A 26,842-nucleotide genomic window follows, 5' to 3' on the forward strand; every position below is an offset into this window, starting at 1 on the left:
GCAAGACACGAAATCTTACACCTTATTTTGTCAAGTTTTTCTTTTCTTCGTCAATATCCTTCATTACATCGTCTGTAAGTTCGCGTGTCGACTTTTTAAATTCCTTTAATGTCTGTCCAAACGCACGTCCAATTTCTGGAAGCTTCTTTGGTCCAAAAATGATAAGAGCAAGAGTTAAGATCAAAATTAGTCCGGGTACTCCGATATTTGAAAACATGGATTTACATCCCCTTTAAGTGTTGTATATTTCTACTATGATTATAGTATTGAAAAAACAATTTGCGTTAAATATCCAATAAAATTCATAGTAAATTCACAAAATCGTATAAAACTAACAGCAGAGTGATTTTTAGCATTTCCAACTTTGTTTTATAACACTATAGACAATTTAACAATTACCTCTATTTAAGTCAATGACCATTTTTATGATAGAATTTTTAAAATATTTTGACAACTATACTTTTTTTGCATATAATTTGAACCATAAGGACATATACTAAAGGAAATTATATGGAATGGATGTGATGAGGATGGAATTTTCACTATGCAGTTTTGATGGAGCTCTCCCTGTTGAGGTAACTGTTGATGATGACAATGGCAGATATACCATTCGAAAAAGTGATCGAAGTGGGGAATATTTTAATAGCTCAAATGAATTAATTGCTTGGGTGAAAAAGCACTTTCATGAAGATGAATTTTGCCATCCACATGAATTTAGAGGTATGCTTGCAAAATTAGCAGAATACGAAGTGAATGGTTCCTATTTTTAATAGAAAAAAAGAAAGCACCAGCAAAAGTTGCTGATGCTTATTTTTTATTTTGTCTTTGTTAAACTTGTCTGTTGAATTACGCTCCAGGCACTTCGCTTTCCGTGGGCGTTTCGGCGAGCCTCCTCGGCGCTTGCGCCTGCGGGGTCTCCCCTGAACCGTACTCCCACAGGAGTCTTCGTGCCTTCCGCTCCAATCAACTCATAGCAAATAACATATCCACTATTAATAGCAAGAGGCTGTCATGTTACTGACAGCCATTGCCCTGATTTACATATCGGCTATCAAGCGCCTTTTTTCTTCTTGTTGCTAGGATCATCTAGTTTAGGGAAGTTGCCTTTTTTCACTTCTTCTTCATACCATTCGGTGTAGTGTTCTTTAGCCCACCAAGCAGGAACCTTTCCTGTGACAACTCCGGAGTAGCCTGGTCTTGAGTTCTTATGAACAACACTCAAATAAATATGTCCGACAACAACAGCGATTGCTAGGCCAAAGCCGAAGTTGTGGAAAAAGTAGCCCCACTGAACGACAGCTCTTGGGAAGAATTGTGGGAACCACATTGGAAATCCAGATCCAATAATCATAATCGCCGTAACAATTTGGATGATAGAGTTAATCTTCTCACCAGCGTTAAAGAATGTTTGTCTAACATGCTTAAATTTAAAGCCGAAAAGTTCTTTAACAAATTCAGTAAAAAATTGAAGATCTCTTTTTTTCCAGGTAATAAGCTCTCTCATCCAGCGCTTAAAGCCTTTAAAGTCAAAAATTACCCAAATAACTGTAGGTGTAACAAATGCAACTGCAAAGATTCGGTGAAGAAGACGTGCTCCTTCTGGACCGCCTAAAACGGGATATAACCAATCGAAGAATTCCGTGTACATAGGCAGTGCCGTAATATAGAGTGCAAAGAATGATATGGCATTGACGGCGTGTGCCCAGACAAAGGCCTTCGAAAACCGCTTTACTTGAACGGCTGGCTTTTGTTTTTTACTCATGGCTACCACCTCCATCTTGCTTCTCGTCTTTGCCTTCTTTATTAAATAACCGATTGGTAATGAACGCACCCACAACAGCCATGGTTGTCGCCCCAAGCATCATTTTACCTATTGGCTGTGCGTAATCCTTCCAAGCCACTGCAGAGGTAGGAACCTTTGGATTTTCCGGCAACCCATAAACAGATGGTTTCTCCGCTAGCACATAAACAGTGTGTGTGCCGCCTACCCCTTGTGGGTTGTATACCATGGCATTAGGGTAACGATCCTTGATTTCCTTCACGCGCTTTTCTGCTTTTTGAATCATAGCCTCCGCATCACCAAACTCCATCGCTCCCGTGTGGCAGGTGGTTACGCAGGCAGGTTGAAGGCCTTCATCTAAACGATCCGTACACATCGTGCATTTATGCGACTTCTTGTACTCTTTACCATTTTTATCTTTATAGGTCTTTAAAGAAATCACTTCAAATGGACAGTTTTGAACACAATATCCACAGCCTACACACTTGTCTTGATCGATAACCACTGAGCCATACTTTGTATAGCTGATGGCGTTCTCCGGACAAACCTTTTCACAGGCAGCATCAGTACAATGGAAGCAGGATGAGTGACGGAATAGATATTCTAAATCCCCTTTTCCATTTTCATGCTCAATATACTGTAGGACATTCCATGTATCTGCTGTTGTTTTCGCATGGGATTGAACACTTCCTAAGAACTCCGTTGGCTCCGCCGGAAGGTCGTTCCAGTTTTTGCAGGCAACCATACAGGCACGGCAGCCGTCACACTTGGTTACATCGACGTATTTTACGTATTTAGTCATTAGTCAGCCCTCCTAACATCGCAGAGGAATGCTTTATACTCAGGGATCATGGTATTGGCATCCCCAATGTGCGGAGTCAGGCGGTTGGCTGTATCTCCTGTAGCAAATCCTTTATAGCCAAAATGCCATGGCATTCCAATCTCATGAACCTTTCTACCGTTAGTGACAATTGGCTTAAAGCGCTTTGTCACCATCGCAAAGGCTTTAATTTCTCCACGTGCAGAGCTGACGATGATTTTGTCTTTGTTCTTAATGCCTTTTTCTTTAGCAAGCTCTTCGCTCATTTCAACAAACATATGACCAGCTAATTCAGAAAGCCATTCCTGGTTCCTTGTCATGGAACCTGACTGCCAATGTTCACTAACACGGTAGGTGGTTGCTATAATCGGGAATTTCTTTTTATCGCCTTTTTTATTGAAGTCACCTTCAATGACCACTACTGCTGGGTTTAATTGAACCTTAGAAAAAGCATTCGCCACCGGGCTTTCGAATGGCTCATAATGCTCTGGGAAGGGACCATCATTCAAGGTTGGTGCAAACAATAGACCGACACCATCCTTATTCATAATAAACGGACCAACACCACCTGGTTCAGTAGGTGCTACGACTGGTTTAAAGTCTGGAACGTCATTTCCGACCCATTTCTTCTGAGCAGCATCCCACCAAATGACTGCTTTTTCCTTACTCCACGGCTGACCGCTAGGATCGGCAGATGCACGGTTGTAAAGAATCCGGCGGTTCATTGGCCATGCATAAGACCAGTTCAAGTAGTTCTCGCCGCCCGTATCTTTGTTATCGCGATTTTTGGATTTATTTTTACCCTCTTCTGGATAGAAACCAGAGTAAATCCAATTACCACTAGAAGTAGTTCCATCATCTAATAAAGCCCCAAAACCAGCGATCAATTTACCTGTTTTTAAGTCATATCCATTGATTTCTTTGGCAACAAGATCAATATCAGGAATTTCTCCTGTTCCATAGTTCCAATCAAGAGCTAGGAACGGTTTGTCTGCTGATTTAGGACTGTTTGCATATAATGCTTTCAACTTTAAGGCTAATTCGTGAATAATATCAAGGTCTGGTCTTGCCTCGCCTCTTGATTCAATAGCTTTCCAGCGATATTGCATCCAACGTGAACTGTTCGATACACTTCCTTCTTTTTCAAAAGAAGCAGAGGCTGGAAGTAGGAATACTTCTGTATTAATTTTTGCTGGGTTACTTCCCGCTTCTTTTTGCCAGAACGCAGACGTTTCAGTTTCCCATAGATCGATTGCAACCAACCACTTAAGGTTGCCTAATGCTTCTTTTTCTTTTCCTGCATTCGGTCCGCCAACTACTGGGTTCGTTCCGAATAGGAAAGCACCATCTAGCTCACCCTTATACATCGCATTAAATAAATTGATGTGGGAGTAGTTTTTGTTTCCTTTTGGCAGGAATTGATAGCCAAATTCATTTTCTGATGTTCCATTGGCGCCATACCATGCTTTTAGTAAGCTAACAACAAATTTCGGCTTATTGCTCCAGTAACCTGTTTTTGGTGTTTCTTTTTCTAAGTAGCCTTTAAGCGTGGCATGCTCAGGAACCGTTGCTTTTGGTGCGCCCAGATAACCAGTTAAGTTATCAAATAATAATCCAAAGTCTGTTGAGCCTTGAACGTTGGATTCACCGCGCATTGCGTTAATTCCGCCGCCAGGTAATCCAATGTTTCCTAATAAAAGCTGTAGGATGGCATAGATACGGACGTTTTGCGAGCCCACAGTATGCTGAGTTGTTCCCATTGCATACATGATGGTACCTGCTTTTCCAACCTTACCTGTTGAACAGAAGGCTTCACACACCTTTAAGTAATCTTCTTTTGGTGTTCCTGTTACTGTAGTTACTGTTTTCACATCATAACGAGAATAATGTTTCTTCATTAGTTGGAAAACAGAGCGTGGATGAGTTAACGTTTCATCCTTTACTGGCTTCCCATCTTCTGTTGCTTCAATTGCCCATTTTGTTTTGTCATAGGCTCTTTTAGCTTCATCGTATCCGGAGAAAAGGCCTTCATTAAAGTCAAAGCCCTCTTTCACGATGAATGCTGCATTTGTATATTTAGCAACATACTCTTTGTGGATGAGATTGTTTTCTATTGCATAATTAATCATCCCGCCGATGAACGGAATATCCGTACCGGAGCGAAGCGGAGCATATACATCAGCCTGTGCAGACGTTCTTGTGTAACGTGGATCCACACTGACGATTTTGCCTCCGTTTTCCTTTGCTTTTGTCAGCCATCTAAAGCTAATCGGATGATTTTCTGCAGGGTTTGCGCCAATAATCAACGCACAATCAGTATGCTGCAGATCATTCCAATGGTTAGTCATTGCTCCACGACCAAATGTAGGTGCCAGACCGGCAACCGTAGAACTATGTCATATTCGTGCCTGGTGCTCTAAGTAGGTGACACCAAGCCCTCTCATTAGTTTTGCGAGCAAATAGGTTTCTTCATTATCAAGTGCTGCGCCGCCAAGGCTGGCAATCTTTTCTGTCTTATTAACAGTTATTCCATTTTCTTTTTCAACAAATGAACTGTCTCGAGTTTCTTTTGTTCGTTTGGCAATGGTGTCGAGCATCCAATCCCATTCTTTTTCTTCCCACTTATTGCTTCCAGGAGCACGATAAAGTGGTTTGGTCAACCGTTTTTCAGATGTATATAGCTGTCTTAATGTCGTTCCTTTACTACAAAGCTTACCTTCATTAATTGGGTTATCCGGATCCCCTTCCGTATAAACCACAGTATTATTTTTGGTGTGAACGAGGATTCCGCATCCGACACCACAGTAGCAGCAAATGGTTGGTGTTACAGTAGCTTTAGCAATTTTGAATTCTTTTGACTTCGCATAGGCCTTCTTTTCATTAAAGCCTAGTTCCACAACAGCAAGAGTTGCTGCAGTCGCACCAGATAGCTTCAAAAACTGCCGGCGATTTAAGTTCATTTCAACCATCACTAATCTCCTTCCCATAAATTGATTAGAACATCCCAAATATATCTCTCTATCATTTACACTGTTGAACTCTTAGTTATGGATTCCCCCCTTCAATGCTTCTCTCTAAAGGCAGCTCGGCCGTTATATCATTAATCACTCGGCCATTAGTGGTATAGATGGTGGCCATTTTCCCTCTTAAATAGCCAATCACCTCAATATTTAAAAACTTTGCCAGCTGTACGGCCTGCTTGGTGGCTGCCGTACGTGATCCGATAACAGGAAAGCCAAATTTGGCTGCTTTTGAGAGCATTTCATATGAAACCCTACCGGTTGTAAGTAAAATTAACCTTTCAGGTTGTAACCGTTTTCTTATTGCGTAGCCAATAATCTTGTCTACTGCATTATGTCGGCCAATATCTTCGCGAATGGCCATATTACCGTCTTCATCGATAATACAGGCTCCATGCATACCACCTGTCTCCAAGTAAAGGTCTGAATTCTGAGCAAACTCACTTCTCTTTTTTAAGAGATAGCTTAATAGATAGGTTTTATTCGAGGTTACTCTGTCAAAATTCTTCACATCAGTCATAGAAAAGAAGGTGACCCCCCTACCACAACCAGCTGTATAATGCTTCTTTTTTGAAAAAACTTGTTCTTCGTCAAAATGGGAGCTGAGAGAAACGTGAATGCTGCCCATTTCCTCATTGATTAAGATGGATTCAATATCACTTGCTTCCTGAATAAATCCTTCAGAAAACAAATATCCATAGGTCCAATCCTCTAGGTCGTATTTTGTTAATTGAAAAACGGCTATTTCATATCCGTTAATGATCAAGGAAATTGGATACTCATCAGGACAACCCTTGCGGTTCATTGTTTTCCCTCCCCATCTAGATTTTCTTTATTTATTCATTGTAAAAATAGGACCAATTACCCTCAGCGACATTTGTCACTTTGTCGAAAAGTGTAACTACGCCAAATTGGGTTATTCCTGTTAGCTCTTGAGCATAAAACTATTTCGCTTCTTGAAACAGTAGGGTTTCCTTGTTCGTTTCAGATTTGTGTCAGATTTCTAACATTTTTGCAAATCAACAAGTTAACCAATGTATTTATATTATTTTGCAGGCGTTCGTAAGCGGTTACAATTTAGTTCCTTCCCTATATTCTCATCGTACTTTCCTAGTTTTTTTTTGAAAGTAATATTTATCACGCTGCATGCATGCAAATAGTACAAATGGGCTAATTGTCATTTTTCTGTCAAGGATTAGCAATTTAAAATCATACACCTGAAAGGGAAATCACATTTATGTTATATTTCTGAGAATGATTTATAATAAGAAGAGTAGAAGCGCCTTGGTCAGACCCGAGGGGCTAGGCGCTGGAACTGGACAAAATAGAAAGGCTTCAAATCAAAAGGAGGATTACATAATGACTATTAAAAAAGTAATGACGATTGCCGGTTCAGATACGAGCGGCGGTGCAGGAATTCAAGCAGATTTAAAAACATTCCAGGAGCTTGGTGTCTACGGAATGACGGCACTGACAACAATTGTAACGATGGATCCAAAGGACTGGCACCATAGTGTGTTTCCCATTGCAGTAGATACATTAGAGATTCAATTGGAAACCGTTCTATCCGTTGGAATTGACGCGATGAAAACAGGCATGCTTGGAACCGTTGAAATTATTGAATTAGCTGCAAGAAAGATTGACGAAAACAAATTAGAAAAAGTAGTCATCGATCCGGTAATGGTTTGTAAAGGCGAAGACGAGGTATTGAATCCGGAGACAACCGATGCAATGCGCGAATTTCTTTTACCACGTGCCTTAGTCGTTACGCCTAACCTTTTTGAAGCAGGACAGCTTGCTGGAATGAAGACACCACGCACTGTTGAGGAAATGAAAGAAGCGGCTGTGAAAATCCATGAGCAGGGCGCTAAATTTGTGTTAATTAAGGGCGGCAGCAAGCTTCACTCTGAAGAAAAAGCGGTTGACCTGCTGTATGATGGAAAAGAATTTAAACTTTACGAGTCAGAAAAATTCGAAACGACATATACGCACGGTGCAGGCTGTACGTATTCGTCAGCTATTACCGCTGAGCTTGCAAAAGGGAAATCCGTTTATGATGCAGTGGATGTGGCCAAGGAATTTATTACAGCCGCCATCCAACAAGGATTCCGCTTAAACCAATTCGTCGGTCCGACTTGGCACGGTGCCTACCGTGGTACCGAATCTGTAACAGAATTCTGCGACGATTGTGAGTAAATAATATGGAAGGGCTGACTCAATTGCCAAAGAGTCAGCCCTTTTCAAGCAATCATTTCGCATTTTTTAAATGATTTTAGTATGATAGTTACATTATTAAATAAGAATAGTTTATAGATTCTGCTTTTGAAACGAAGGGAAGGAGGTCATTAGGCATGGAGTTAGTGGAGTTAAGCCGTGTCCAAGAGGCCATTAATGGCTTTGCAAACAAAGATGTTTATATTCACCTTGAAACAACCAATGGTGCTTATGCATCACATAAAGATCAATCTTTCTTTTCCGCTGGAGCCTATATTCGTAACGCCCTTGTCCGTTATGAATTGGGAAAGATCACAGGAAATGGTCCGTATCGCGTCGGTCTAAAAATCAACCTCGGTTGGATTTACGCAGAGGGGATTACCCACTTTGAAATCGACGAAGAGAACCATCTATTATTAGCCGGCCATGACCACGAAGGAAAGCTGGCCGTTGCCCTTGAAATCAGCCATACTCCATTTGAGTAAGGAGTGCTGAACAGTTATCTCGGAAAGGAGAATGAACTATGAAAAAAGAGCGCCATGTCTTGGTTGTTTTTCCTCACCCTGATGATGAGGCTTTTGGTGTATCAGGTACGATTGCGACTCATGTTCAGAATGGAACTCCTGTTACCTATGCTTGTTTAACATTAGGGGAAATGGGAAGAAATATGGGCAATCCCCCTTTTACCAATCGGGAAAATCTGCCTAAAATAAGAAAGCAGGAATTGAAGGAGGCTGCCCGGGTGTTGGGTATTCAAGACCTTCGCATGCTTGGTTTCCGTGATAAAACGATTGAATTTGAAGATGATGAGAAGCTGACTAACACGATGTCAGCCTTAATAGACGAACTAAATCCATCCTTAATTATCACTTTTTACCCGGGTTATTCGGTTCACCCTGATCATGATGCCACCGGTGCGGCGGTCGTTAGAGCGGTTGAGAAGATGCCTGCCGCTGCAAGGCCGACCTTACACTGTGTCGCCTTCTCTAATAATTGTGTCGAAGAGCTTGGGGAAGCGGATATTATCAACAATATTGCCCCAGTGGGCCAAACAAAGCTCGCAGCCATCCAAGCACACCGTTCGCAGACAGAGCAGATGTTCATTGGTATGGAAGAGAAGCTGAAAAATCAAGACCCGCAAATCATGATTTGGATTAATAACGAACGTTTTTGGACCTATAAGTTTGCAAACTAACAGCCCTTCGCGCACGAAGGGCTTTTTTCATTGTGTTTATGTTACTTGTTATTCTTTCCTTGTCTATTTGAGTAACGTAGTCTGTTTCTATGTTACCCCTATCTTACCCTGTTCGGTCTGGGAGACTGCTTCTACGATCTCACCGAAGCCAAAGCGAAAAAAGAAAAAGGGCGCGTAGAGGGGGGTCTATGCGACCGGTGTTAACGGGAAAAAAGGAATAACGGTTCATAGAGAGGGACTATGCGACCGGTTTTAACTGAAATAAAGAAAAAACGGTTCATAGAGGGGGGCTATGCGACCGGTGTTAACGGGAAAAAAGAAAAAACGATTCATAGAGGGGGGCTATGCGACCGGTGTTAACGGGAAAAAAGGAATAACGGTTCATAGAGAGGGGCTATGCGACTTAAGCCAAAGGGAAAAAGGGTTCCCTTTTCCCTTTTTCTTTCCCTGTTCAGTCACGTAGACCGCCTCTACGTTACCCGTTCCTCACTTTTCTTCCCTGTCAGTTCACGTAGATCAGCATCTACACCCTCGCCTATTCTAATACTCCCGATGCAACAAAGTACAAAGACCGCACCAATCCAAAATAACAATTTTTCTAGACTTTAAATCAATTAATCCTTCTTTCTTCAACTTTGAAAACACGCGGCTGACGCTTTCCCTTGTTGTTCCCACTACCGTCGCAAACTCCTGAACGGTCAATGGAATCTCAATATCCCACCGGGCTCTCCCTTCATTAAACTTCTCACCTAGCCGTTCAAGAGTCTTCACCGTTTTTGCATACACATCCAGCAAAGCAACATCCCTTAGCTGAGACGTCATGTCCCTTAAACTATCACTCATATAACGAATCATTTGCATCGCTAGCTCAGGATCATTGTATAAATCCTTCTCTAATTCCAACTTATCCAAGAACAGAATCACGCCGTCCTGCAGCATCGTGGCCGTTGCCGGATACTTAGCTGTTTTTTGCGTAAACAAGCCTGCTTCGGCAAACACATCCCCTTTTTGCTTCACACAAACAATGATTTCATTGCCATTCTCATCCTGCTTTGTCAGTTTTACAGCTCCGGAACGGACAAAGTAAACCCCTCGTGCTACTTCATCCTCTGAAATAATCTTTTTCCCCTTATTAAAAGTAAATGTCTGAATCCGTTTTTCAATTACTTGAAGGGATTTATGTGATAAATCCTTAAAGATGACAATTTTCCGCAGTAAGTCGAGATGCTTCCCCTCTTGATAAACCGATAAATGCAAATCCTTTACACACTCCGACTGATTCACTTTACCCACCACCTCTTCATTCACTCATTTCTACCATTCATTGTAATTAAGTTCCAACCCTGATGTAGTGACGAGATTCACAAAACGTTCAATTTTTTAAAACCGCGACAGTGCGAGGCTTTACCATCCCAGTCACAAAACGTTCATAAAGAAAAATAAAACTGTGCTATACATCACAATTTTCTACTGGCATTCCATTTAGGATGAAGGTGTTCATTTGAAAAAAAAGGAGGGGACAGAATGAATAAGGCAATTTTAAGCTTTGCTATAAGCCTATTACTCGGCTTTGGTGTTGGCTACCTAGTTTTCGGCGTCATTATGGGCGCTTCTGATCAGCCATCTCAAACAGCCCAAACAGAAACAAAGGCCACAACCGAAACCAAAGAAGAAAGTACTGCTGCTAAAGAAACAAGCAGTGCATCTGTTAGCGAAGACAATATCCTTAACAAAAAGGGATGTCTTGCTTGCCACAGTGTGGAATCTTTAAATATTAAAGCTGGTGCAGTAGGACCAGACCTTTCACAGGCATTTGTTAACGTTGAAGGTAAGCACGGCAAGCCAATTGAAGAATTCTTGAAACAACCAACATCAGCTGTTATGTCTGGTGTTATCAGCAAAAACCCATTAACAGACGATGAGCGCACGCAGGTTTTAGATCTTCTTAAACAAGCATCTGAAGCAAAATAATTAACAAGGTGGTGTCAAAGTATATGAAAAAATGGATTCCGATTGCGTCGGGATTACTCGCTGGGTTTGTAGCAGCTACGATTTCATTTGCTGATTTTTCAACAAAGACAAACACAGAGGCTGCATCTAGCACCAAGAGCGACGCTGAAAAGGTATATGTTCCATTTGGTCAAAAAGATGATTATTATCTTTTTGCCTCTGGAGGTCACTCTGGACAAATGTTTATTTACGGTGTTCCCTCCATGCGTAAAATAAGAACCATTCCTGTTTTCTCACAAGATTCTGCAACGGGTTATGGCTTTGATGAACATTCAAAAAAATTAATGGGTGGTTACACTTGGGGAGATCTTCATCACCCAGCCTTCTCAGAAACAAAGGGTGACTATGATGGAAAATGGATGTTTGCAACAGATGTAGGTAATAGCCGAGCAGCAGTTGTCGATTTAAAAACATTCACAACAAAAGACATTATTAAGGTGCCAAATACGGCTGGCCCTCACTGTGCAGCCTTTGTTACCGAAAACACAGAGTATATGTTCTTACCAACTCGTTTCGCTGTACCGCTTGGGCAGAAGTATGAATCCCTTGATGATTACAGTACTAAATATCGCGGTGTCATGTCTGCCGTTACGTTTGACGAGAAAAATGTAAAGCTAAACATTGGTTACCAAGTTGCTCTTCCACCATGGTCCTATGACCTTTCCGATGCAGGGAAAAAAGGCTCTGCTGATTGGGCAGTTATGACAACTTATAACACGGAAGAATCAACAACAACAATGGAAATTAATGCATCACAGGCAGACCGTGACTATATCGTTCTTTTCAATTGGAAAGAGCTTGAGAAGATGGTCAAGGAAGGTAAGTATGAAGAAGTTGATGGCCAAAAGATGATTTTCCCAGAAAAGCAAAAGGGTGGAATCTATTTAGTGCCTGTTGCGAAATCACCACACGGTGTGGACGTTACTCCTGATGGAAAATACTTCATTGCTTCAGGAAAACTTGCACCTTCGATGACGGTTTTCTCTTTTGAAAAAGCATTTAAAGCGGTTGAAAATAAAGACTTTGCTGGTGAAAGAAACGGAATTCCTATTCTTAACTATAAATCTGTGATGGAAAGAGAAGTAAACCCAGAAAATGCTCTTGGACCACTTCATACTCAATTTGATGATAAAGGTATGGCTTATACAACCATGTTCATTTCATCTGAGATTGTTAAGTGGGACCCTAAAACAGGTAAAACATTAGACCGTGTACCTGTGCAGTACTCTCCAGGACACTCTGTTTCCGCTGAGGGAGATACCGTTGCACCTGATGGTAAATGGCTCATTGCATTAAACAAGATTGCCAAAGATACGTACTTGTCAGTTGGTCCTTCACATCCAGAATCCATGCAATTAATTGATATTAGCGGCAAGATGAAGGTCATCATGTCTGCACCAGTTGATCCTGAACCACACTATGCTCAGATGATTAAAGCAGACAAAATCAAGACAATTAATGTATATCCAAAGGATACGAAGAATAAAGATGCTGTTTACAAGCAAAGTGATACAAAAATTGTTCGTAAAGGAAACGAAGTACATGTGTATGGCATTGCCATGCGCTCAAGATTTATTTTTGACGCAAAATCCAAACGCCCTGACGTCATTGAAGTGAATCAAGGTGATCATGTATTTATCCATTTAACCAATATCGACTTCGATGAGGATATTACCCACGGTTTTGCCATTAATAGCTATGACTTAAACATGGAAGTACAGCCAGGTCAAACAAACACAATGGAGTTCACCGCTGATAAAGCAGGAACCTTCCCACTCTATTGTACGAACTTCTGCTCTGCACTGCATCAGGAAATGAACGGCTACTTCCTTGTTAAGCCGAAGAACTAATGTCATGAATGGCGAGGCTGACTTAACTGCAACGTGGTCAGCCCGCCTCCATTTTATTTAGCTAACTGCATTTTAGGAGTGATTAACTTGAATGATAGAAAGAAAGAAAAGAAATTGTCGGTTATTTCCTCTTTATTGATTGCATTATCTGCCGTTTTGATTGTTATCTCCATGTTTTTCCCTTGGTGGAAAATGGTTTTTTACGCACCACAATATCCCGAAGGGTTAAATATTATTGTTTATCCAAACAAGCTTAAAGGAGAAATAGACATTATCAACGGCCTAAATCACTATATTGGAATGTCAAATTTCAGTGAAAAGAATTTTCCGGAACTCTCCTACCTTATTTATATTATCGGCGGACTAGCTGGCCTAACTCTTTTAACTGCTATTCTTCGAAACAAGAAAGTCCTTTATGGATTAATAGGAATCATTGCCCTTGTCGGTGTGACTGGAATCTTAGACCTCCACTTTGCACTGCAACGATACGGAACAAACTTGAGTCCAAAAGCTCCCATCAAAATCGATCCATTTGTCCCTCCGATTATTGGGGAAAACACGGTTGCCAATTTTACCACACACAGTATGCTTGGCACAGGGATCTATTTTGTGATTGCTGCCTTTATTTTATTACTAATTCCTTTATGGAAGGATCGAGTAAGATGAAAAAATTAGCGCTCCTACTTCTCATTTTTTCTCTCTTTTTACTTATGAAACCTGAGAAAAATATGGCGGCCGAAAACTTACAAGCGTTGATCGACAGCATGAAAGAAGGAGCGGTATTAAAGCTCGAGGATAAAACGTATGTAGGTAATATTGTCATTAATAAACGCATGACAATAGTAGGTTCAAATAAAACCGTGATTAAAGGAGACGGAACGGGGAATGTCATTTCAATCAAATCCCCCCATGTGAAGCTGAGCCATCTTACCGTTACAAATAGTAGTATGAATCGAAACTCTGCAGAAGAGTATGCAGCAATCAAGGTTTATACCAACAATAATGTGGTTGAACACATCCATATCCGTCATTCCTTTCATGGGATTTATTTAAGCCAGGCTCACCACAATACCATTCGATATAACGATATTAAAGGAATGGGCAAAGGAGAGATCGCCGCACAAGGAAATGGCCTGCACATTTATTACGCAAAAGATAACTTACTTTCTCATAATACAATTGAAGGCACGCGTGATGGCATGTTCTTTGATTATGCTAATAATAATAAAATCTTGGATAATAACATTAGTAATACTAGATATGGCTTACATTATATGTACTCTGATGAAAATATTTTTAAACGGAATATTTTCACCATGAACACAGGCGGCGCAGCCGTCATGAACTCGAATCATCTAAAACTTGAAGACAATCAATTTATCGTTAACTATGGAAATCAATCGTTCGGCTTATTACTCCTACAAGCCAATGATAATTATATAGACAATAATACGTTCTACATGAACCAACGGGGCATGTATATTGATCAATCAACCAAAAACATCATTATAAAAAACAAAATCATCCAAAACCAAATTGGAATTGAGCTTTGGGCTAGTTCCAATGACCAAATTTTCTCGCTAAACCAGATTACTGAAAATACGCTGCCTGCTGTCACCCTTGGCGGTCATGGAGACAGCAACTTTTGGAGTAAAGATGGGAAGGGAAATGATTGGGGAACGGCTTTTCCACTCACTGATTTAAATCAAGACGGAATTGGCGATTTTAAGGTAACCTATCATTCTTCTCTCCATCAGCTGATCGAGGACCAGGAATTAACCCATTTATTTTTAAAAAGCCCAGCCATTAAAATCTATGAAAAAATTAATGCCACTTTAACAAACGACGAAGTTATGTTTACGGACCCACATCCGTTAGCAGCTAAAAAAAGTAGTCATTTACCTGTTCTACTCGCTGTTATCGGTCTGCTGATGGTGGTTTTAATTTTAATAAAAGGGAGACATCTACTATGCATTACATTTGGAAGGAATGGAAGGAAAATATAAGGGGAAAAGGACTATGGCTTTCATTAAGTATCATTGTTCTCATTTCGATCAGTATATTGTTTCGCTCCTCTGTCCTTTCATTTGATAAAGGCTTTTATGTTCTCTTAATTAATCTATTTGATACGATTATATACTTTATCCCGATCCTTTGCTTATTCATCGGGGCCTTCTCCATCTTTCAGGAAAAGGAACAAAAAACGTTAATTATGCTGCTTACGAAGAAAGACAATTTTTCCACCTTCTTCGTAAAAAAAAGTCTGGGGCTGTATACCGTGGTTTTAGTCCCGCTTCTAGTTTGGTTTTTCTTGTATCTATTATTATTAAAGTTTAACTTCCAACTAGATATGAAGGGCTATCTCATCTTTGTAGTAACCATTACCTGTTTGGCACTCGTGTTTTTACAAATGGGGGCGGCCATCGGCAGCTTTAGCCGTTCACGGATGCAGATTATCGGCTATACGATTTTCGTCTGGTTTTACTTTTTCTTTTTACACGACTTTATCTTGCTCTCGTTTTTACCAGACGTGACCCATGAAAATGTAAAACTCTTTTCATCCGCTTACTTTTCAAATCCATTACAAGCAGGGAGGATGTTCCTCGAAACAGGAATGGGCGTGTATTCCTTCGGCCATATGTCACGACTCTTGCAGGCCTTTATGTGGACGAAGCCCGTATTCTTTTTACTGGGAAATCTCGTATTTTGGCTATTTGTATCGTATACGACTGCGATTCTTTTCAACCGTAAGGAGGGGTATGAATGATTAATGTTACGAATTTAGACCAATCCTTCGGGAAAAAACTAGTATTAGATGCGGTTACTCTAGAGATTCATAAAAATGAAATTTGTGCCCTTGTCGGCCGCAATGGGGCCGGTAAATCAACCTTTATAAATAGTCTTCTAGGGCTCTTACCCATTAAGCAAGGGTCAATTTCCATTAATGGGGTTGAGGTCACGAAGAAAAACAATGAATGGAAGAAGGCCATTGCTTACTTACCGGAAAAATTTATGCTCTATCCCATGCTGACAGGTCTTGAGAATATGACCTTTTTTGCAGAAGCTGTCTTTAAAACAGCAAACACGGAGCGAATCCAACAGGTACTGACCTCTGTGAGGCTATGGGACGACCGTGATGTCCAGGTGAAGAAATATTCAAAAGGAATGCTACAGCGTCTTGGCCTAGCGATTACCTTGTATCAAGATTCAAACATTCTTATTCTCGATGAGCCGACAAGTGGGATTGATCCCATGGGAAGAAAGGAAATCTTAGAGGTGTTAGGCTCCCTTCAGGATAAAACCATTTTGCTTTCCTCTCACCATCTGGATGAAATTAAACAGGTGTGTACTCATGTGGCTTATTTAAATGATGGAAAAATGGAAAAGTATACAGTAGAGGAATTTTTAAGCACTCATAACCTAGGAGGAATCGGCTCATGAAGACACGGCTCACGCTCGTCTTACTTCTGTTGATTAGTGTACTAACCGGCTGCAGCAGCGGCCCTGATTATAAGATTGATGTAACAAAGGAGCTTTACTATCAAAAGGATACTGCAATGCCGTTTGAAATAAAGGTTATGGAAAACAAGAAGGCTGTTAAAGGCCTGAAGGTTACCGCACAATTATCGATGACTAATATGGATCATGGGTCGTATGATGTAACGTTTGCGGAAGGCAAAAATGGTATGTACTCTAGTAAAGTGAATCTACCTATGGGCGGCAAATATGAAGCTGCGTTTGTAATTGAAAAAGACGGAAAAAAGACAGAAAAGGTTATCGACATCAACGTAACGAAGCCTAAAGGTGTTGCCAAAATTAACGGTGACTGGATTACAAATGAGGATGTAGCGTTTTATAAGTTTATTAATGAACTGCAGCTTGAAATCAACCGCGAGGCCGCTAAGAAGAAGTACACAGGCAAGCAATTAGAGGAAGAGTTGTCCTACTTAGAATCGCAGGAGAAAGTAAATGACAATAAGAATCAAATAGTAACACAAATTATCCGACTCCGCTCAATGGCAATGCTTGCGAACGAAAAAGGGCATCAGGCAACGGCTACCGAAGTGGATGCGGCCTTGGGTAAAGCCCGCGAACAGTATAACCAGTATGAATCTGCTAAAAAGTTAATTACCGAATATGGAGAAGAGAAGTTTTGGACGACTGAAAAACAGCAATACCAGATGATTGTTCTTGCGCAAAAGGTCCAAAAAGACCTGATTGCAAAGGTCAAAAAAGAAAATCCTACGTACGGCGAGCAGGAGGTCTATTTCCAAGCCCAAAAACAATACGAAGAACTCCTCGTCTCCCAAGTGTACTCGTTGAAAATTGAGATCCTGTAAGGTGTCAGGAACCTAAAAATCCCGGGAGACTAGCCTGATGAAAGACAAACCTTCCGGGATTTTACTATATAATGTCCTTCATCCACCTTATGAAGGACAAAATTACCTTTGATTATACCAAAAATGTCCTTCATCCACCTTATGAAGGACAAAATGACCTAGAGTTCTACCAAAAATGTCTTTCATCCACCCTATGAAGGACAAAATGACCTAGAGTTCTACCAAAAATGTCCTTCATCCACCTTATGAAGGACAAATCTACCTGGGTTTTAGCCAAAAATGTCCTTCATCCGTTAAACCACTAATTTAAATCATTCAGCAAAACCTCGAGAATTACCTTCGCTACACCATGTTCATTGTTGGTATCCGTCACTGCATCACAAATGGACTTTATGTACGAGCCCGCATTTCCCATCGCAACCGATCTTCCTGCTGCTTCAAACATCGAGACATCATTAAAGTTATCGCCAATCGCCATTGTCTCCGATAACTCGATTCCCTTTGCTTTCACAAAAGCTGCAAGCGCAATTCCCTTTTGAGCATTCTTATTGGTAATTTCCAAGTTCTCATGACCTGAGGTGGATACAGCCAGATCATCCAACTCAGCAAGAGATTGGTTAGCTGTTTCCAATTTGTCTTCGTCAAAATCAAATGCAAGAAATTTATAGATTTGATAGTCATCGCTTTCAAATAAGACCTCATAATCCTCAATGGTATGAATTAAGCCATCTCGTATTCTTGCCCCGGCCGCCTCCACAATCTCTTGGACATTTGCCTCTGGATTCGCACTGACAACAATGTCCACTAAAATGGAGACTGCCTTATCCGCATCAATTGTATAGGCACCTTTGTCCGTATACACTTCGAAATAAACCTCTTTTTCAATCAGCTTTGCCGCTACTTTTCTAGCCAATTCTTTGCTGATTGGAGTGGAAGCAAGAACTTCACCGTCCTTTGAGCGCACCTCTGCACCATTCACACCAATTACGGGGCATTTTAAACCGGCTTCAGCTAACACATAGGTCGCCTCTTGATAGGACCTTCCTGTCGCCACAACAAATTCAATTCCTTGTGCCTGTGCTTTTAAAATCGCCTCTTTATTTTCTTCACTGATCGTTTGTGTGGAATTCAATAATGTTCCATCCATGTCTGATGCAATACATTTAATCATGCTGTCTCACCTTCCATAATTTTTCATTATGCCCATTCTAACATGAATAGTTATACAGTATCGTTTTAATGCTCAATCTACGTATTTGCTTCCTTCCCTTACACTTAACGGGGCAAGGCTGTTTTCATTGATAAACTGCTTCACCGAGGCCGGGTTGGTTTTGGAGTATTCCCGGAGTGCCCAGCCAATGGCCTTTTGGATAAAAAATTCCTTACTGCCAGAATTGCTCTTTATGTATCCGTACAGCCGCTCTTCATCGGTTTTCTCTTTGTATTTTAACTGAAAAAGAATCGCAGTTCGTCGCAGCCACATATTGTCATGTACTGCCCAGCAGTCAATCACTTCCTCTATGATTTCTGGAAACTTCTCCGCAATTTTACCAACTGGCTTAGCCGCAATGGCATCTACCGTATCCCACCAGGATTTCTCCAATACTAATCTTTCCATTAAGGCTAAATCCTCTTTTTGTAGCTTTTTTAACGATTTTTCCAAATAAGTTAAGGCCGAATATTGATATTCTCGCTCATCCTTTTCCCAAAGCTCAATAATAAATTCTTGATCCAATGGCTCTTTCAACATTCCTGTTTCTTTAAAAAATTCCTTTTCTAGCTCTTTTCTTATAGGGGACTTGATTCCTAAAAAGGAAAAATGATTCTTTAAATACTTCTTCATCGGCTCCGCCTCTTGCTCATTGCGGTTCGCTTCAAACAATTTTGTTAGCTTTTCTATTTTGGTTGGCAAAAAAACGCCTCCTTCCTATTACTGTTTTTTTCCAGTTTACCCTTTATTTATTAGCATGAAAACACACCCAAACAGCAAACTACAAATAACAAGGAGGGATTAACCATGACTAAGAAATATAACAAAGGTAGCAAAAATCAAAATTCCCCTCAAGCAGGGCATGCGGAAGCGGAGTTTTCGACTGAATTTGTAAGTGGCGATAACAGTAAGGGCAATAAAAACAATCATACGCAAAAGAAGAAACAAAAGAAATAAATTGGAAAAGGGGTCAGACCCCACTGTAATGTAGTGAGGTTTGCCCCCTTAGATAAGCTTATAAAACAGTAGAAGCCGCTAAATCTTTTATTTCCCCAGCAATTTTACTTTGAATTTTTTCTACTACCGAGAAGTCCATTGCAGCTACATAAATTTCCTCAAGCTCATCGTGCAGCTCTTTAGCTTTAGCCAGATAGCTGGTTGCCTCAGTCATTTTATTTTTGTATTTGGCAGAAATCTTACTGATAAAATCTGCAAAAATTTCGTCTGTTCCCGGTTCAATCAAAAGCTCATACATGTCGAGGATTTCATCACCATCTCGACTTGGGAAGTATTCATGTGGAGCCGTACTATCAAAAATTGCGATGCCGAGCTCTCTAAAAATACACATATCGAGGCTATTTGGGTCAAAGCCGCAGTGATAAATCTCTACATCCACACCGCGCTCCTCGGCAGCCGCAGCTAGTTTTTTCAACATCGTTGATTTCCCAGAACCAGGTCGGCCTTTAATGAAGTAGCGTTTAGGAATCTCCTCTGTTAAGTTTGGAACGAAATCAACGGCGCCTTTAGGTGTGGCTGCACCTAAGAATCGATGACGAACATCAGGCGTTTTATTCAATTTCATTTTTCCAAAGAAGGTGTCAATTAATTTTTTTGTTAATTGATCGGCCTTTTTAAAATCCATACTATTAATGTAAATTTTTTCCCAATCATCATGAATTTCTAATGCTTCATGAAATGTCGCGTAGGCCTTTTGAAAGGACTGACTAATTTGTCTGGTTAGCTTTTGGATCACATTTTTCTGCACACTAAGTGCACGGGCATTCCAGGCTTCACCAAGGTTAATATATTCCTCCACTGCTCCTGGTGCATTCGGTTCAATAATATGTGGTGCGGTTCCATCAACAATCCCAACCTTTAATGCTGGAATGATCACGCCATCGATGGAATTATTATCAGAGGAACAATGTAAAAACTCCACATCATAGCCTTGTTCCACCCATTCGTTGCCTATTTTTTTCATCAATGAGGATTTACCTGTTCCAGGACCGCCTTTTAGAATAAACAACCTTTCTAATCCTTGAAGATTGGAATCGTAAAGGTTATGGAAACCTCTGGCTGTGTTCCCGCCAGCAAAATAATTTCTAATTTTTCCTACCACTCATCAACACTCCCTTTTAAGCTACTCAACTGCGCCTCATTCATTCTCTAGTCCTATTTAATGGCCAGTTATTAGGTGAGATATTTACACCCTATCATATGCATTTGTGGGCTATAGGTGAGTGCCTATGGAAAAATTCATCTTTTTCTCATTTTGCTCTGTTAAATTTGTCTGTTAATTTCCGCTCCAGGCACTTCGCTTTCCGCGGGGCGTTCCGGGAGCCTCCTCGTCGCTCACTCCTGCGGGGTCTCCCGTGACCGCTACTCCCGCAGGAGTCTTCGCGCCTTCCGCTCCAATCAACAGGTGTGTCAAATCAACTAATGCTTTAACATAGCCTCTTATTTTGTAATATCAATCACCTCTGCCTTTGTTATTTCTTTTAATACTATAGGCTCTAGTACTATTTGCACGCCAATCTTCCCTGCACTAACTACCATTGTGTGAAGCTCTCTGCAGCTTTCGTCCAAAAATGTCTTGTATTCTTTTTTCATCCCGATAGGGGAGCAGCCACCACGGATATAGCCTGTCCACTTTTGAATATCCTTTACTGGAAGCATCTCCATGCTTTTTTCACCAGCCGCTCTTGCTGCCTTTTTCAGATCCAACTCCTCGGCAACTGGAATGACGAATACGTAAATATTTCTGCTTGGGCCTTGTGCCACAAGTGTCTTATAGACTTCCTTTGGCTCCCGTCCGATTTTTCCCGCAACAGAAATCCCATCAATTTTTCCGTCTTTATTATCATATATAAGCATGTCATACTCCATTTTTTTCGCATCCAGTATGCGCATTGCATTGGTTTTAGCCTGTGCCATGATCATCATCCTCTATCAATTTATACTATTTATAGTATATCAATTTTTCCATAAAAAAGGAGAGCAGCTCGTGACTGCTCTCCTTCATTTTATTGAAACCATGCCTGGTAATAACGCGTTACGGCGACCGCATAATCGCCTCTTGTTACCTTTTTACTTGGCTCGAAGCTGGCCTCGACAGTTGGGACTAAATCATACGTTCCTTGTTTCACCTGGAAGGTAGCATTAAGAATATTCAGGTCAAGTGCCAACTGAACATACCCTCTAAGTGATGCCGGAATAGAGGAGCTATCCTTAATTGGAATTCGCTCATCCTTGTATAGGACCGTTACATCTCCTGTTTTTTCCTTGGCTTGTTTTTCTAAACCAAGCGCTTGAACAAGGGAGTATGCTAGTTCTGCGCGGTTGACCTCACCGTTAGGATTAAAATTGCCGTTTGCATCAAGAAGCATAAGGCCGCCCTGCGTTTGAACAGCATCACGTATAGCCGCTCCCTTTGCCACAACAGCTTTCGCGAATGGTCCATCCCCTGCTGACACATCCTTTAAAACTGGAGTCTGACTTTGCCTTACTCCAGTCCCCATGACTAAATAATGGGCTAGCTCTTTTCGTAAAAGATTTTGCTTTGGTTTAAATGTCCCATCCGCATACCCGTCAACTAACCTTTCGCTAACAGCCATTTGGATGGCAGAGGCCGCAGGGTCGCCAGAAATATCCTTCAGGCCGGTGTAGCCGCTCACCTTCGCCATAGAAACCGTCCCTTGAATTGTTTCGGGCAATCCCACTCCAACAGGGTTGGCCTCGTCGCCATGCAGCCCGTCAATTCTAACCTTCCACTCTCCAGCCATTGGTGAATTGACGGAAGCCGTCCTATCAGGATAAAGGGTGAACAATAAACTGATCCCCGAGCTATACTCTGTCCCGTCTGGTGCGACTAAAATAAGATTCACTGGGTTTCCTGTTTGCCCCAGCAATCCTGTTGCATCGATTCGAGCAGAGAGTTGGGAAACTCCTTCTGCCACCGAAAAGGAGTAGGTGTTTGACGATAATAATAATGGATTATACTCCACCTCAAAAGGAGACCTCGTGACTGTTGATTTGACATTACTATTGAATGGTTGATAGGCATTTACGGTTGATCCATATTGGTTTCCAAACAAGACAGCATCAAGTGCTGCATAGGCATTCACATAGCCGGTTCCCACTTCCCATGTTTCATAGCCAGGCATATTTGTGGCCGTATCCTGTAAAATTTTCTTGATTTCATCTGGTGACAACGTGGGCTTTGCCTCTAACATGAGTGCAGTAATCCCAGCCACATGCGGTGTTGCCATGGAGGTACCACTCATGGCTGTATAATATGGCAGGTAGGCTGGTTCAATTAGCTCCGCATCTGTTGTTGCACCTAACGTTGAGACAGGAGCGAGGACTCGAGTTGAAATAATATCTACTCCTGGTGCGGTCACACTTGGTTCATCATTCCATGTCCACGTCTTACCATCCATTTCAAAGGTACCACCGACTCCTTTTGTCCCTCTTGAAGAGAAATCTGCCAGCGATCCATCTTTTTCTCCGGCAGCCACAGAGATGACCCATGGAGCTTTCGCGTAAGGGTTGTGAGTGTTTTCCCCTGGGCCTTCATTCCCTGCTGCGAATAAGACGGTAATGCCACGGTCATGGGCAGCCTTACTAGCAATATTAATCGGATCGTTGGGATCAAAGTCGCCTGAAGAACCCCAGGAATTTGTAATCACTCGAATATTATATTCAGATTGATGGGTGATAGCATAATCGAATCCGCCAATGCCATCAAGAACAAAGAGGGCTGCACCTGAACCATATCCTATTAAGCTAGCACCTGGAGCAACTCCTTCATATTTCCCATTTGAGCTTTCTCCTGTCCCGCCAACAATACCGGCAACATGCGTACCGTGCCCGGAATTAGAGTCCGTGTTTGGGACATTTTCTACATAAGTGATTGGCAGTAAACTAGGTTCCAAGCTGTTTAAATTTGTACTGGCCATCACGTTTTGGACTAGGTGACTGCCAAATTGCAGATCTTTATGCGTTCCATCCACGCCGCTGTCGTTGATCACCACACCAATCCCTTTTCCTGTTATTGGCAATCCTCCATTTACCTTTTGCATTGCTGTATCTGTTCGGACTTTGTCTACCCCTGTTAAACTGGTCGCATCTGCATTGTAATACGTGAGTTTACGATTTAAATAAATTGAGTTTACTCCAGGAGAAGCAGCTAGTTTATTGATTTGATCCTTCGTTGCAAGTATTCCCGCCATTGGTAAAGCTTTCATTGAGAGCCCCTTAGAGATTCCTAGACTATTTAATAGATTAAGCTGGTCTTTTGTAGGCGCTCCCTGTCCATCAAAGGTCACAATGACCTGTAAGGGGTCAACGGCTGTTTCGAGTGCTTTAATCAATTTACTATCGATGAAAGCAGAGGTCCCTTCAGCGTTCGCTTTTGATAGGCCAGGAATTACAATCGATAGTAGTATAACGAGAGTAAGAAAGACTGATAACCACCTTTTCTTTTTCACATTCCATTCCCCTTTTCTACTAATAGTTGTTAGGTCTATTGTCTAAAAAAGGGGACGAAAACACTATTCAGCAAAGGGAGTAATTATGGATAGAATAAGTACTATTTTACTTTCGTACTTTAGTTATAGGACGTAGTCCGTTTAGAAGCAGCAAGGGTGTCAGGCACTATGTGAATTTTTCACACGGTGCCTGACACCCTTTACACTTTCCTTTTATGATAATGGGACGAGCTGGTTTTGGACGGCATAGATGACGACTTGGGAACGACTTTTTACGCCAAGTTTTTTGAAGATGTTGCTGACATGGATTTTTACGGTTTTATCACTGATATATAGACTTTGTGCGATCTCCTTGTTATTCATTCCTTTAACCAGACACAAGAGCACTTCTTTCTCCCGTACGGTCAGCACGGAATCAGTCTTTTCTTCGGCAGGCTCTACCTTCTGCTGGTGGAATCCTAGAAACTTCTTTGTCATAGCAGGATGAATAACCGACTGACCATTAGCAACCGCTCGAATTGCATCAATGACATGCTGTGAAGGAGCATCCTTCAGAAGGTATCCATCTGCGCCTTCGCGAATGGCTGACATAAAGAACTCATCATGATCATGCATGGTCAAAATGAGAATTTTAACAGCCGGATAACGCTCTTTTATCACACTTGTTGCTTCTATGCCATTTTTTTCAGGAATATTAATATCCATTAGAATGACATCCGGTAGAACCTCATCTACCCTCGCAATCGCATCATTCCCATTTACTGCTTCTGCCACTACTTCAATATCGGATTCCATTCCTACTATGTTTTTAAGACCATCACGCAATACCGCATGATCATCGACTAGCATAAGCTTGATCACGTAAGTCACTCCCTTCAATTCCCATTCTTGGTACGGTTAACGTAATCTCTGTTCCTGCTCCTTCTTTACTGTCTACTTGGAGCGAGGCTTGGATTTTCTCTGCAGCCTCATTCATATGCAGAATTCCAAAATGGGGGTGCTGCCTCGCTTTAATCATCGCCTGGAATAAAGAAAACCCCTTCCCATTATCCTTAATTTTTAAGAGAACATGCTCCTTTTGATAGCTTAATAAAATGTCGATCTTCGTTGCCTCTGCATGCTTAAGAGCATTCTGCATACTCTCTTTGCAGATATCGAAAATAATCTTTTCCACCATAGGGCTGAGCTGAAACTCAGGGCCGCGGGTATCAAACGATATATCCATATTTGTATCTCTTTGAATTGCCTTGATTTTTGAGGCAATCGCCGACAGCAGCCCCACGCGTTCCGTTGGATATGGGCGAAGAGCATATATGGATTCCCTGACTTCCTTTAAACTTCTTCTCAGCTTTTCCGTGCTTTCTACCATTAGACGGAACGAATCATCTGGCATTTTGGTAAATTTCCGAGTGGCTGTCTCCAAATTCATGATGGCCCCTGCTAATGATTGAGCCACCCCATCATGAATATCACGCGCAATTCGATTTCTTTCTTCTAAAATCAGCCTTTTCTCCTGTTCAGCAAACAGCCATTTCGTCTTAATTAAGACGGCTAACTGATTGGCAAGGGTAGCCGCTGACTGCATATCCTCTTCCGTAAAGCTTTTTGACCGAATCCTTCCAAAAACAAACATGCCAACCAGCTCATTTTCAAGAACTAATGGAGCATACAATAACGACCCCACTTCTTTTGAAAATATTTTGCCCGCGGGCCCCGCATCTTTTTTTGTATGATGGTAAACGGTCAACTGCCTGGTTTTATCAAACGCCTGGGCCGTTTCGGCAGTTAAAATGATTTCATCCATAACTAACCCTGAGGCAAACCTTAGGTTCCAGCCCTTTTTTTCCCTTTTCCATAAAATCCAGGCATCTACATCTATAAATTCCTGAAGATTATTAGCTAAAAAGGATAACCAATCAGGTGCTGCAATTTTTTTATTAAGTTCAGAAGAGATACTAAATAGTGCCTTTAATTTTGCTTTCTCCTTTTTTAAGTTGGCGATAATGGAACTTAATAACGCAAAACACACTAATGGAGCAAAAAAGAAAAAGAAAGAAAAGACATCGATTTCTCCTCTGTTTTGATTTCCAAGAAAATAAAAAAGGACCAGGTATCCATATGAAAGTAGGAAACTATTCAATTCCTGTAGCGTTTTTCGCTTCCATATTCGTAAGTTATAGAGCTGAGGTCTAATCGTAAGCAACACATCAACAATTAAATTATTAACAAGATAAAAAGGCAGGATGAGCAGGCTAAAGTGAAGAACCCCTTGCAGGAATCTTGACTGAAGCTCAATGGTTAAAAATGATAAAATCCATTGACTGATTAAGTGTGCAGTAAAAAAACTGACAAGTAACAAGGCAGGATTAAAAAACACAATCCGTAACGGCCTTCTTTTATATAAATTAATCATAGCCACGATACATCCATAGGATAGGATTGTATACGAAAGTCCATCCATTACATAAATGGCATACACCAGTGGAAAAGAAATCGTAACAGTGCCTTTCCAAACTGGCAATGGAAAAAACTCGACTATTAGTAAAAAAACAATTAATAAAGCAAGAATCATTGTTTCATTAGGTGCCGTTATTTTTGCTAGTCCAAATTGGATAAAGATCCAAATGCCAATAAGGGAGACGCACAGTAAAAAGTGCCTGGATAACCGTTCCTTTTTTTGCGAATTGGACGAACTATTCATTCATATCTCTCCTTCATCCGCTCACAATTTGATATCTAAATTTTCTGTTAATTACTGTTAGTTTAATGGATATATTCTATAAACACAATAAAAGAGGACCCAAGAGGATAAAAATTAATCTAAAATTTCCCAATAAATACAAAAAGAAACCCAGACCGGTCCAATGAAACACACTGACCGATACTGGGCCAAACCGTCTCCGGCTTGTAAAAT

25 protein-coding genes are annotated in these 26,842 nt (G+C 41.1%); 12 read left to right on the forward strand and 13 right to left on the reverse strand.

The features are described from left to right. Positions 1–22: 22 nt before the first annotated feature. Positions 23–217, reverse strand: a complete 195-nt coding sequence (locus tag ABES03_RS07645) for a twin-arginine translocase TatA/TatE family subunit (RefSeq protein WP_066256906.1) — start codon at positions 215–217, stop codon at positions 23–25. A gap of 313 nt (positions 218–530) precedes the next feature. On the opposite strand from ABES03_RS07645, the gene ABES03_RS07650 reads away from it, so the two are divergent. Next, positions 531–770: a hypothetical protein gene (locus tag ABES03_RS07650; RefSeq protein WP_430116544.1), complete on the forward strand. Its 240-nt coding sequence runs from the start codon at positions 531–533 to the stop codon at positions 768–770. Between the two features lie 281 nt (positions 771–1,051). On the opposite strand, the gene ABES03_RS07655 is transcribed toward ABES03_RS07650, so the two are convergent. The 4 genes from ABES03_RS07655 to fdhD form a co-directional block, all read right to left on the reverse strand. Then, on the reverse strand, positions 1,052–1,762 hold the full coding sequence (locus ABES03_RS07655) for a formate dehydrogenase subunit gamma (protein WP_430116546.1): 711 nt from the start codon (positions 1,760–1,762) through the stop codon (positions 1,052–1,054). Continuing rightward, positions 1,755–2,582, reverse strand: coding sequence for a 4Fe-4S dicluster domain-containing protein (locus tag ABES03_RS07660; protein ID WP_430116548.1), 828 nt, complete (start codon positions 2,580–2,582; stop codon positions 1,755–1,757). Before ABES03_RS07660 ends, ABES03_RS07655 begins: the two co-directional genes overlap by 8 nt. Next, the gene (gene fdnG, locus ABES03_RS07665; protein WP_430116657.1) at positions 2,582–5,560 is read right to left on the reverse strand and encodes a formate dehydrogenase-N subunit alpha; all 2,979 of its coding nucleotides are present in this window, start codon (positions 5,558–5,560) and stop codon (positions 2,582–2,584) included. Before fdnG ends, ABES03_RS07660 begins: the two co-directional genes overlap by 1 nt. Positions 5,561–5,645: 85 nt before the next feature. After that, the gene (gene fdhD / locus ABES03_RS07670) at positions 5,646–6,425 is read right to left on the reverse strand and encodes a formate dehydrogenase accessory sulfurtransferase FdhD (protein ID WP_430116550.1); all 780 of its coding nucleotides are present in this window, start codon (positions 6,423–6,425) and stop codon (positions 5,646–5,648) included. A 554-nt stretch (positions 6,426–6,979) separates the two neighbouring features. Between fdhD and pdxK the strand changes: the two genes are divergently transcribed. From pdxK to bshB2, 3 genes are all read left to right on the forward strand, one after another. After that, positions 6,980–7,816, forward strand: coding sequence for a pyridoxine/pyridoxal/pyridoxamine kinase (pdxK, locus tag ABES03_RS07675; protein ID WP_430116553.1), 837 nt, complete (start codon positions 6,980–6,982; stop codon positions 7,814–7,816). A gap of 155 nt (positions 7,817–7,971) precedes the next feature. Then, positions 7,972–8,319, forward strand: coding sequence for a YojF family protein (locus tag ABES03_RS07680; protein ID WP_308081754.1), 348 nt, complete (start codon positions 7,972–7,974; stop codon positions 8,317–8,319). 38 nt (positions 8,320–8,357) lie between these two features. Beyond that, positions 8,358–9,029: a bacillithiol biosynthesis deacetylase BshB2 gene (gene bshB2, locus ABES03_RS07685; protein ID WP_430116556.1), complete on the forward strand. Its 672-nt coding sequence runs from the start codon at positions 8,358–8,360 to the stop codon at positions 9,027–9,029. Between the two features lie 540 nt (positions 9,030–9,569). On the opposite strand, the gene ABES03_RS07690 is transcribed toward bshB2, so the two are convergent. Next, on the reverse strand, positions 9,570–10,313 hold the full coding sequence (locus ABES03_RS07690) for a Crp/Fnr family transcriptional regulator (RefSeq protein ID WP_430116558.1): 744 nt from the start codon (positions 10,311–10,313) through the stop codon (positions 9,570–9,572). 240 nt (positions 10,314–10,553) lie between these two features. On the opposite strand from ABES03_RS07690, the gene ABES03_RS07695 reads away from it, so the two are divergent. The 7 genes from ABES03_RS07695 (at position 10,554) to ABES03_RS07725 (ending at position 17,229) form a co-directional block, all read left to right on the forward strand. Beyond that, the gene (locus ABES03_RS07695) at positions 10,554–11,000 is read left to right on the forward strand and encodes a cytochrome C (RefSeq protein ID WP_430116560.1); all 447 of its coding nucleotides are present in this window, start codon (positions 10,554–10,556) and stop codon (positions 10,998–11,000) included. Between the two features lie 23 nt (positions 11,001–11,023). Continuing rightward, entirely contained in the window at positions 11,024–12,889 is a 1,866-nt protein-coding gene (gene nosZ, locus ABES03_RS07700; protein WP_430116561.1) for a Sec-dependent nitrous-oxide reductase, read from the forward strand. An 87-nt stretch (positions 12,890–12,976) separates the two neighbouring features. After that, positions 12,977–13,555 carry a hypothetical protein gene (locus ABES03_RS07705; RefSeq protein ID WP_430116563.1) on the forward strand — a complete coding sequence of 193 codons (579 nt, stop codon included), beginning with the start codon at positions 12,977–12,979 and terminating at the stop codon, positions 13,553–13,555. Further along, positions 13,552–14,895 carry a nitrous oxide reductase family maturation protein NosD gene (nosD, locus tag ABES03_RS07710; protein ID WP_430116565.1) on the forward strand — a complete coding sequence of 448 codons (1,344 nt, stop codon included), beginning with the start codon at positions 13,552–13,554 and terminating at the stop codon, positions 14,893–14,895. The genes ABES03_RS07705 and nosD overlap by 4 nt, the downstream gene beginning before the upstream one ends. Then, positions 14,859–15,656, forward strand: coding sequence for an ABC transporter permease (locus tag ABES03_RS07715; protein ID WP_430116567.1), 798 nt, complete (start codon positions 14,859–14,861; stop codon positions 15,654–15,656). Before nosD ends, ABES03_RS07715 begins: the two co-directional genes overlap by 37 nt. Beyond that, positions 15,653–16,330 carry an ABC transporter ATP-binding protein gene (locus ABES03_RS07720; RefSeq protein ID WP_430116570.1) on the forward strand — a complete coding sequence of 226 codons (678 nt, stop codon included), beginning with the start codon at positions 15,653–15,655 and terminating at the stop codon, positions 16,328–16,330. The genes ABES03_RS07715 and ABES03_RS07720 overlap by 4 nt, the downstream gene beginning before the upstream one ends. Then, positions 16,327–17,229, forward strand: a complete 903-nt coding sequence (locus ABES03_RS07725; RefSeq protein ID WP_430116571.1) for a FixH family protein — start codon at positions 16,327–16,329, stop codon at positions 17,227–17,229. Before ABES03_RS07720 ends, ABES03_RS07725 begins: the two co-directional genes overlap by 4 nt. Positions 17,230–17,530: 301 nt before the next feature. On the opposite strand, the gene ABES03_RS07730 is transcribed toward ABES03_RS07725, so the two are convergent. Then, positions 17,531–18,400, reverse strand: coding sequence for a Cof-type HAD-IIB family hydrolase (locus ABES03_RS07730; protein ID WP_430116573.1), 870 nt, complete (start codon positions 18,398–18,400; stop codon positions 17,531–17,533). Positions 18,401–18,472: 72 nt separating this feature from the next. Beyond that, the gene (locus tag ABES03_RS07735; protein ID WP_430116575.1) at positions 18,473–19,141 is read right to left on the reverse strand and encodes a DNA alkylation repair protein; all 669 of its coding nucleotides are present in this window, start codon (positions 19,139–19,141) and stop codon (positions 18,473–18,475) included. A 105-nt stretch (positions 19,142–19,246) separates the two neighbouring features. On the opposite strand from ABES03_RS07735, the gene ABES03_RS07740 reads away from it, so the two are divergent. Then, on the forward strand, positions 19,247–19,396 hold the full coding sequence (locus tag ABES03_RS07740) for a hypothetical protein (RefSeq protein ID WP_430116576.1): 150 nt from the start codon (positions 19,247–19,249) through the stop codon (positions 19,394–19,396). Positions 19,397–19,454: 58 nt separating this feature from the next. On the opposite strand, the gene ABES03_RS07745 is transcribed toward ABES03_RS07740, so the two are convergent. From ABES03_RS07745 to ABES03_RS07765, 5 genes are all read right to left on the reverse strand, one after another. After that, positions 19,455–20,558, reverse strand: a complete 1,104-nt coding sequence (locus tag ABES03_RS07745; RefSeq protein WP_430116577.1) for a PRK06851 family protein — start codon at positions 20,556–20,558, stop codon at positions 19,455–19,457. A gap of 338 nt (positions 20,559–20,896) precedes the next feature. Then, a complete protein-coding gene (gene ybaK / locus ABES03_RS07750; protein ID WP_430116579.1) occupies positions 20,897–21,373 on the reverse strand; it encodes a Cys-tRNA(Pro) deacylase in 477 nt (158 codons plus the stop codon). An 89-nt stretch (positions 21,374–21,462) separates the two neighbouring features. Then, positions 21,463–23,928: a S8 family serine peptidase gene (locus ABES03_RS07755; RefSeq protein ID WP_430116581.1), complete on the reverse strand. Its 2,466-nt coding sequence runs from the start codon at positions 23,926–23,928 to the stop codon at positions 21,463–21,465. A gap of 213 nt (positions 23,929–24,141) precedes the next feature. Continuing rightward, on the reverse strand, positions 24,142–24,789 hold the full coding sequence (locus ABES03_RS07760) for a response regulator (protein WP_430116584.1): 648 nt from the start codon (positions 24,787–24,789) through the stop codon (positions 24,142–24,144). Further along, complete coding sequence (locus ABES03_RS07765) at positions 24,764–26,629, reverse strand: GAF domain-containing sensor histidine kinase (protein ID WP_430116586.1); 1,866 nt, start codon at positions 26,627–26,629, stop codon at positions 24,764–24,766. The genes ABES03_RS07760 and ABES03_RS07765 overlap by 26 nt, the downstream gene beginning before the upstream one ends. Positions 26,630–26,842 lie beyond the last annotated feature (213 nt).

Origin of the sequence: Neobacillus rhizosphaerae (assembly GCF_050477885.1) — a bacterium.
GTDB classification, from domain to species: domain Bacteria; phylum Bacillota; class Bacilli; order Bacillales; family Cytobacillaceae; genus Neobacillus; species Neobacillus rhizosphaerae_A.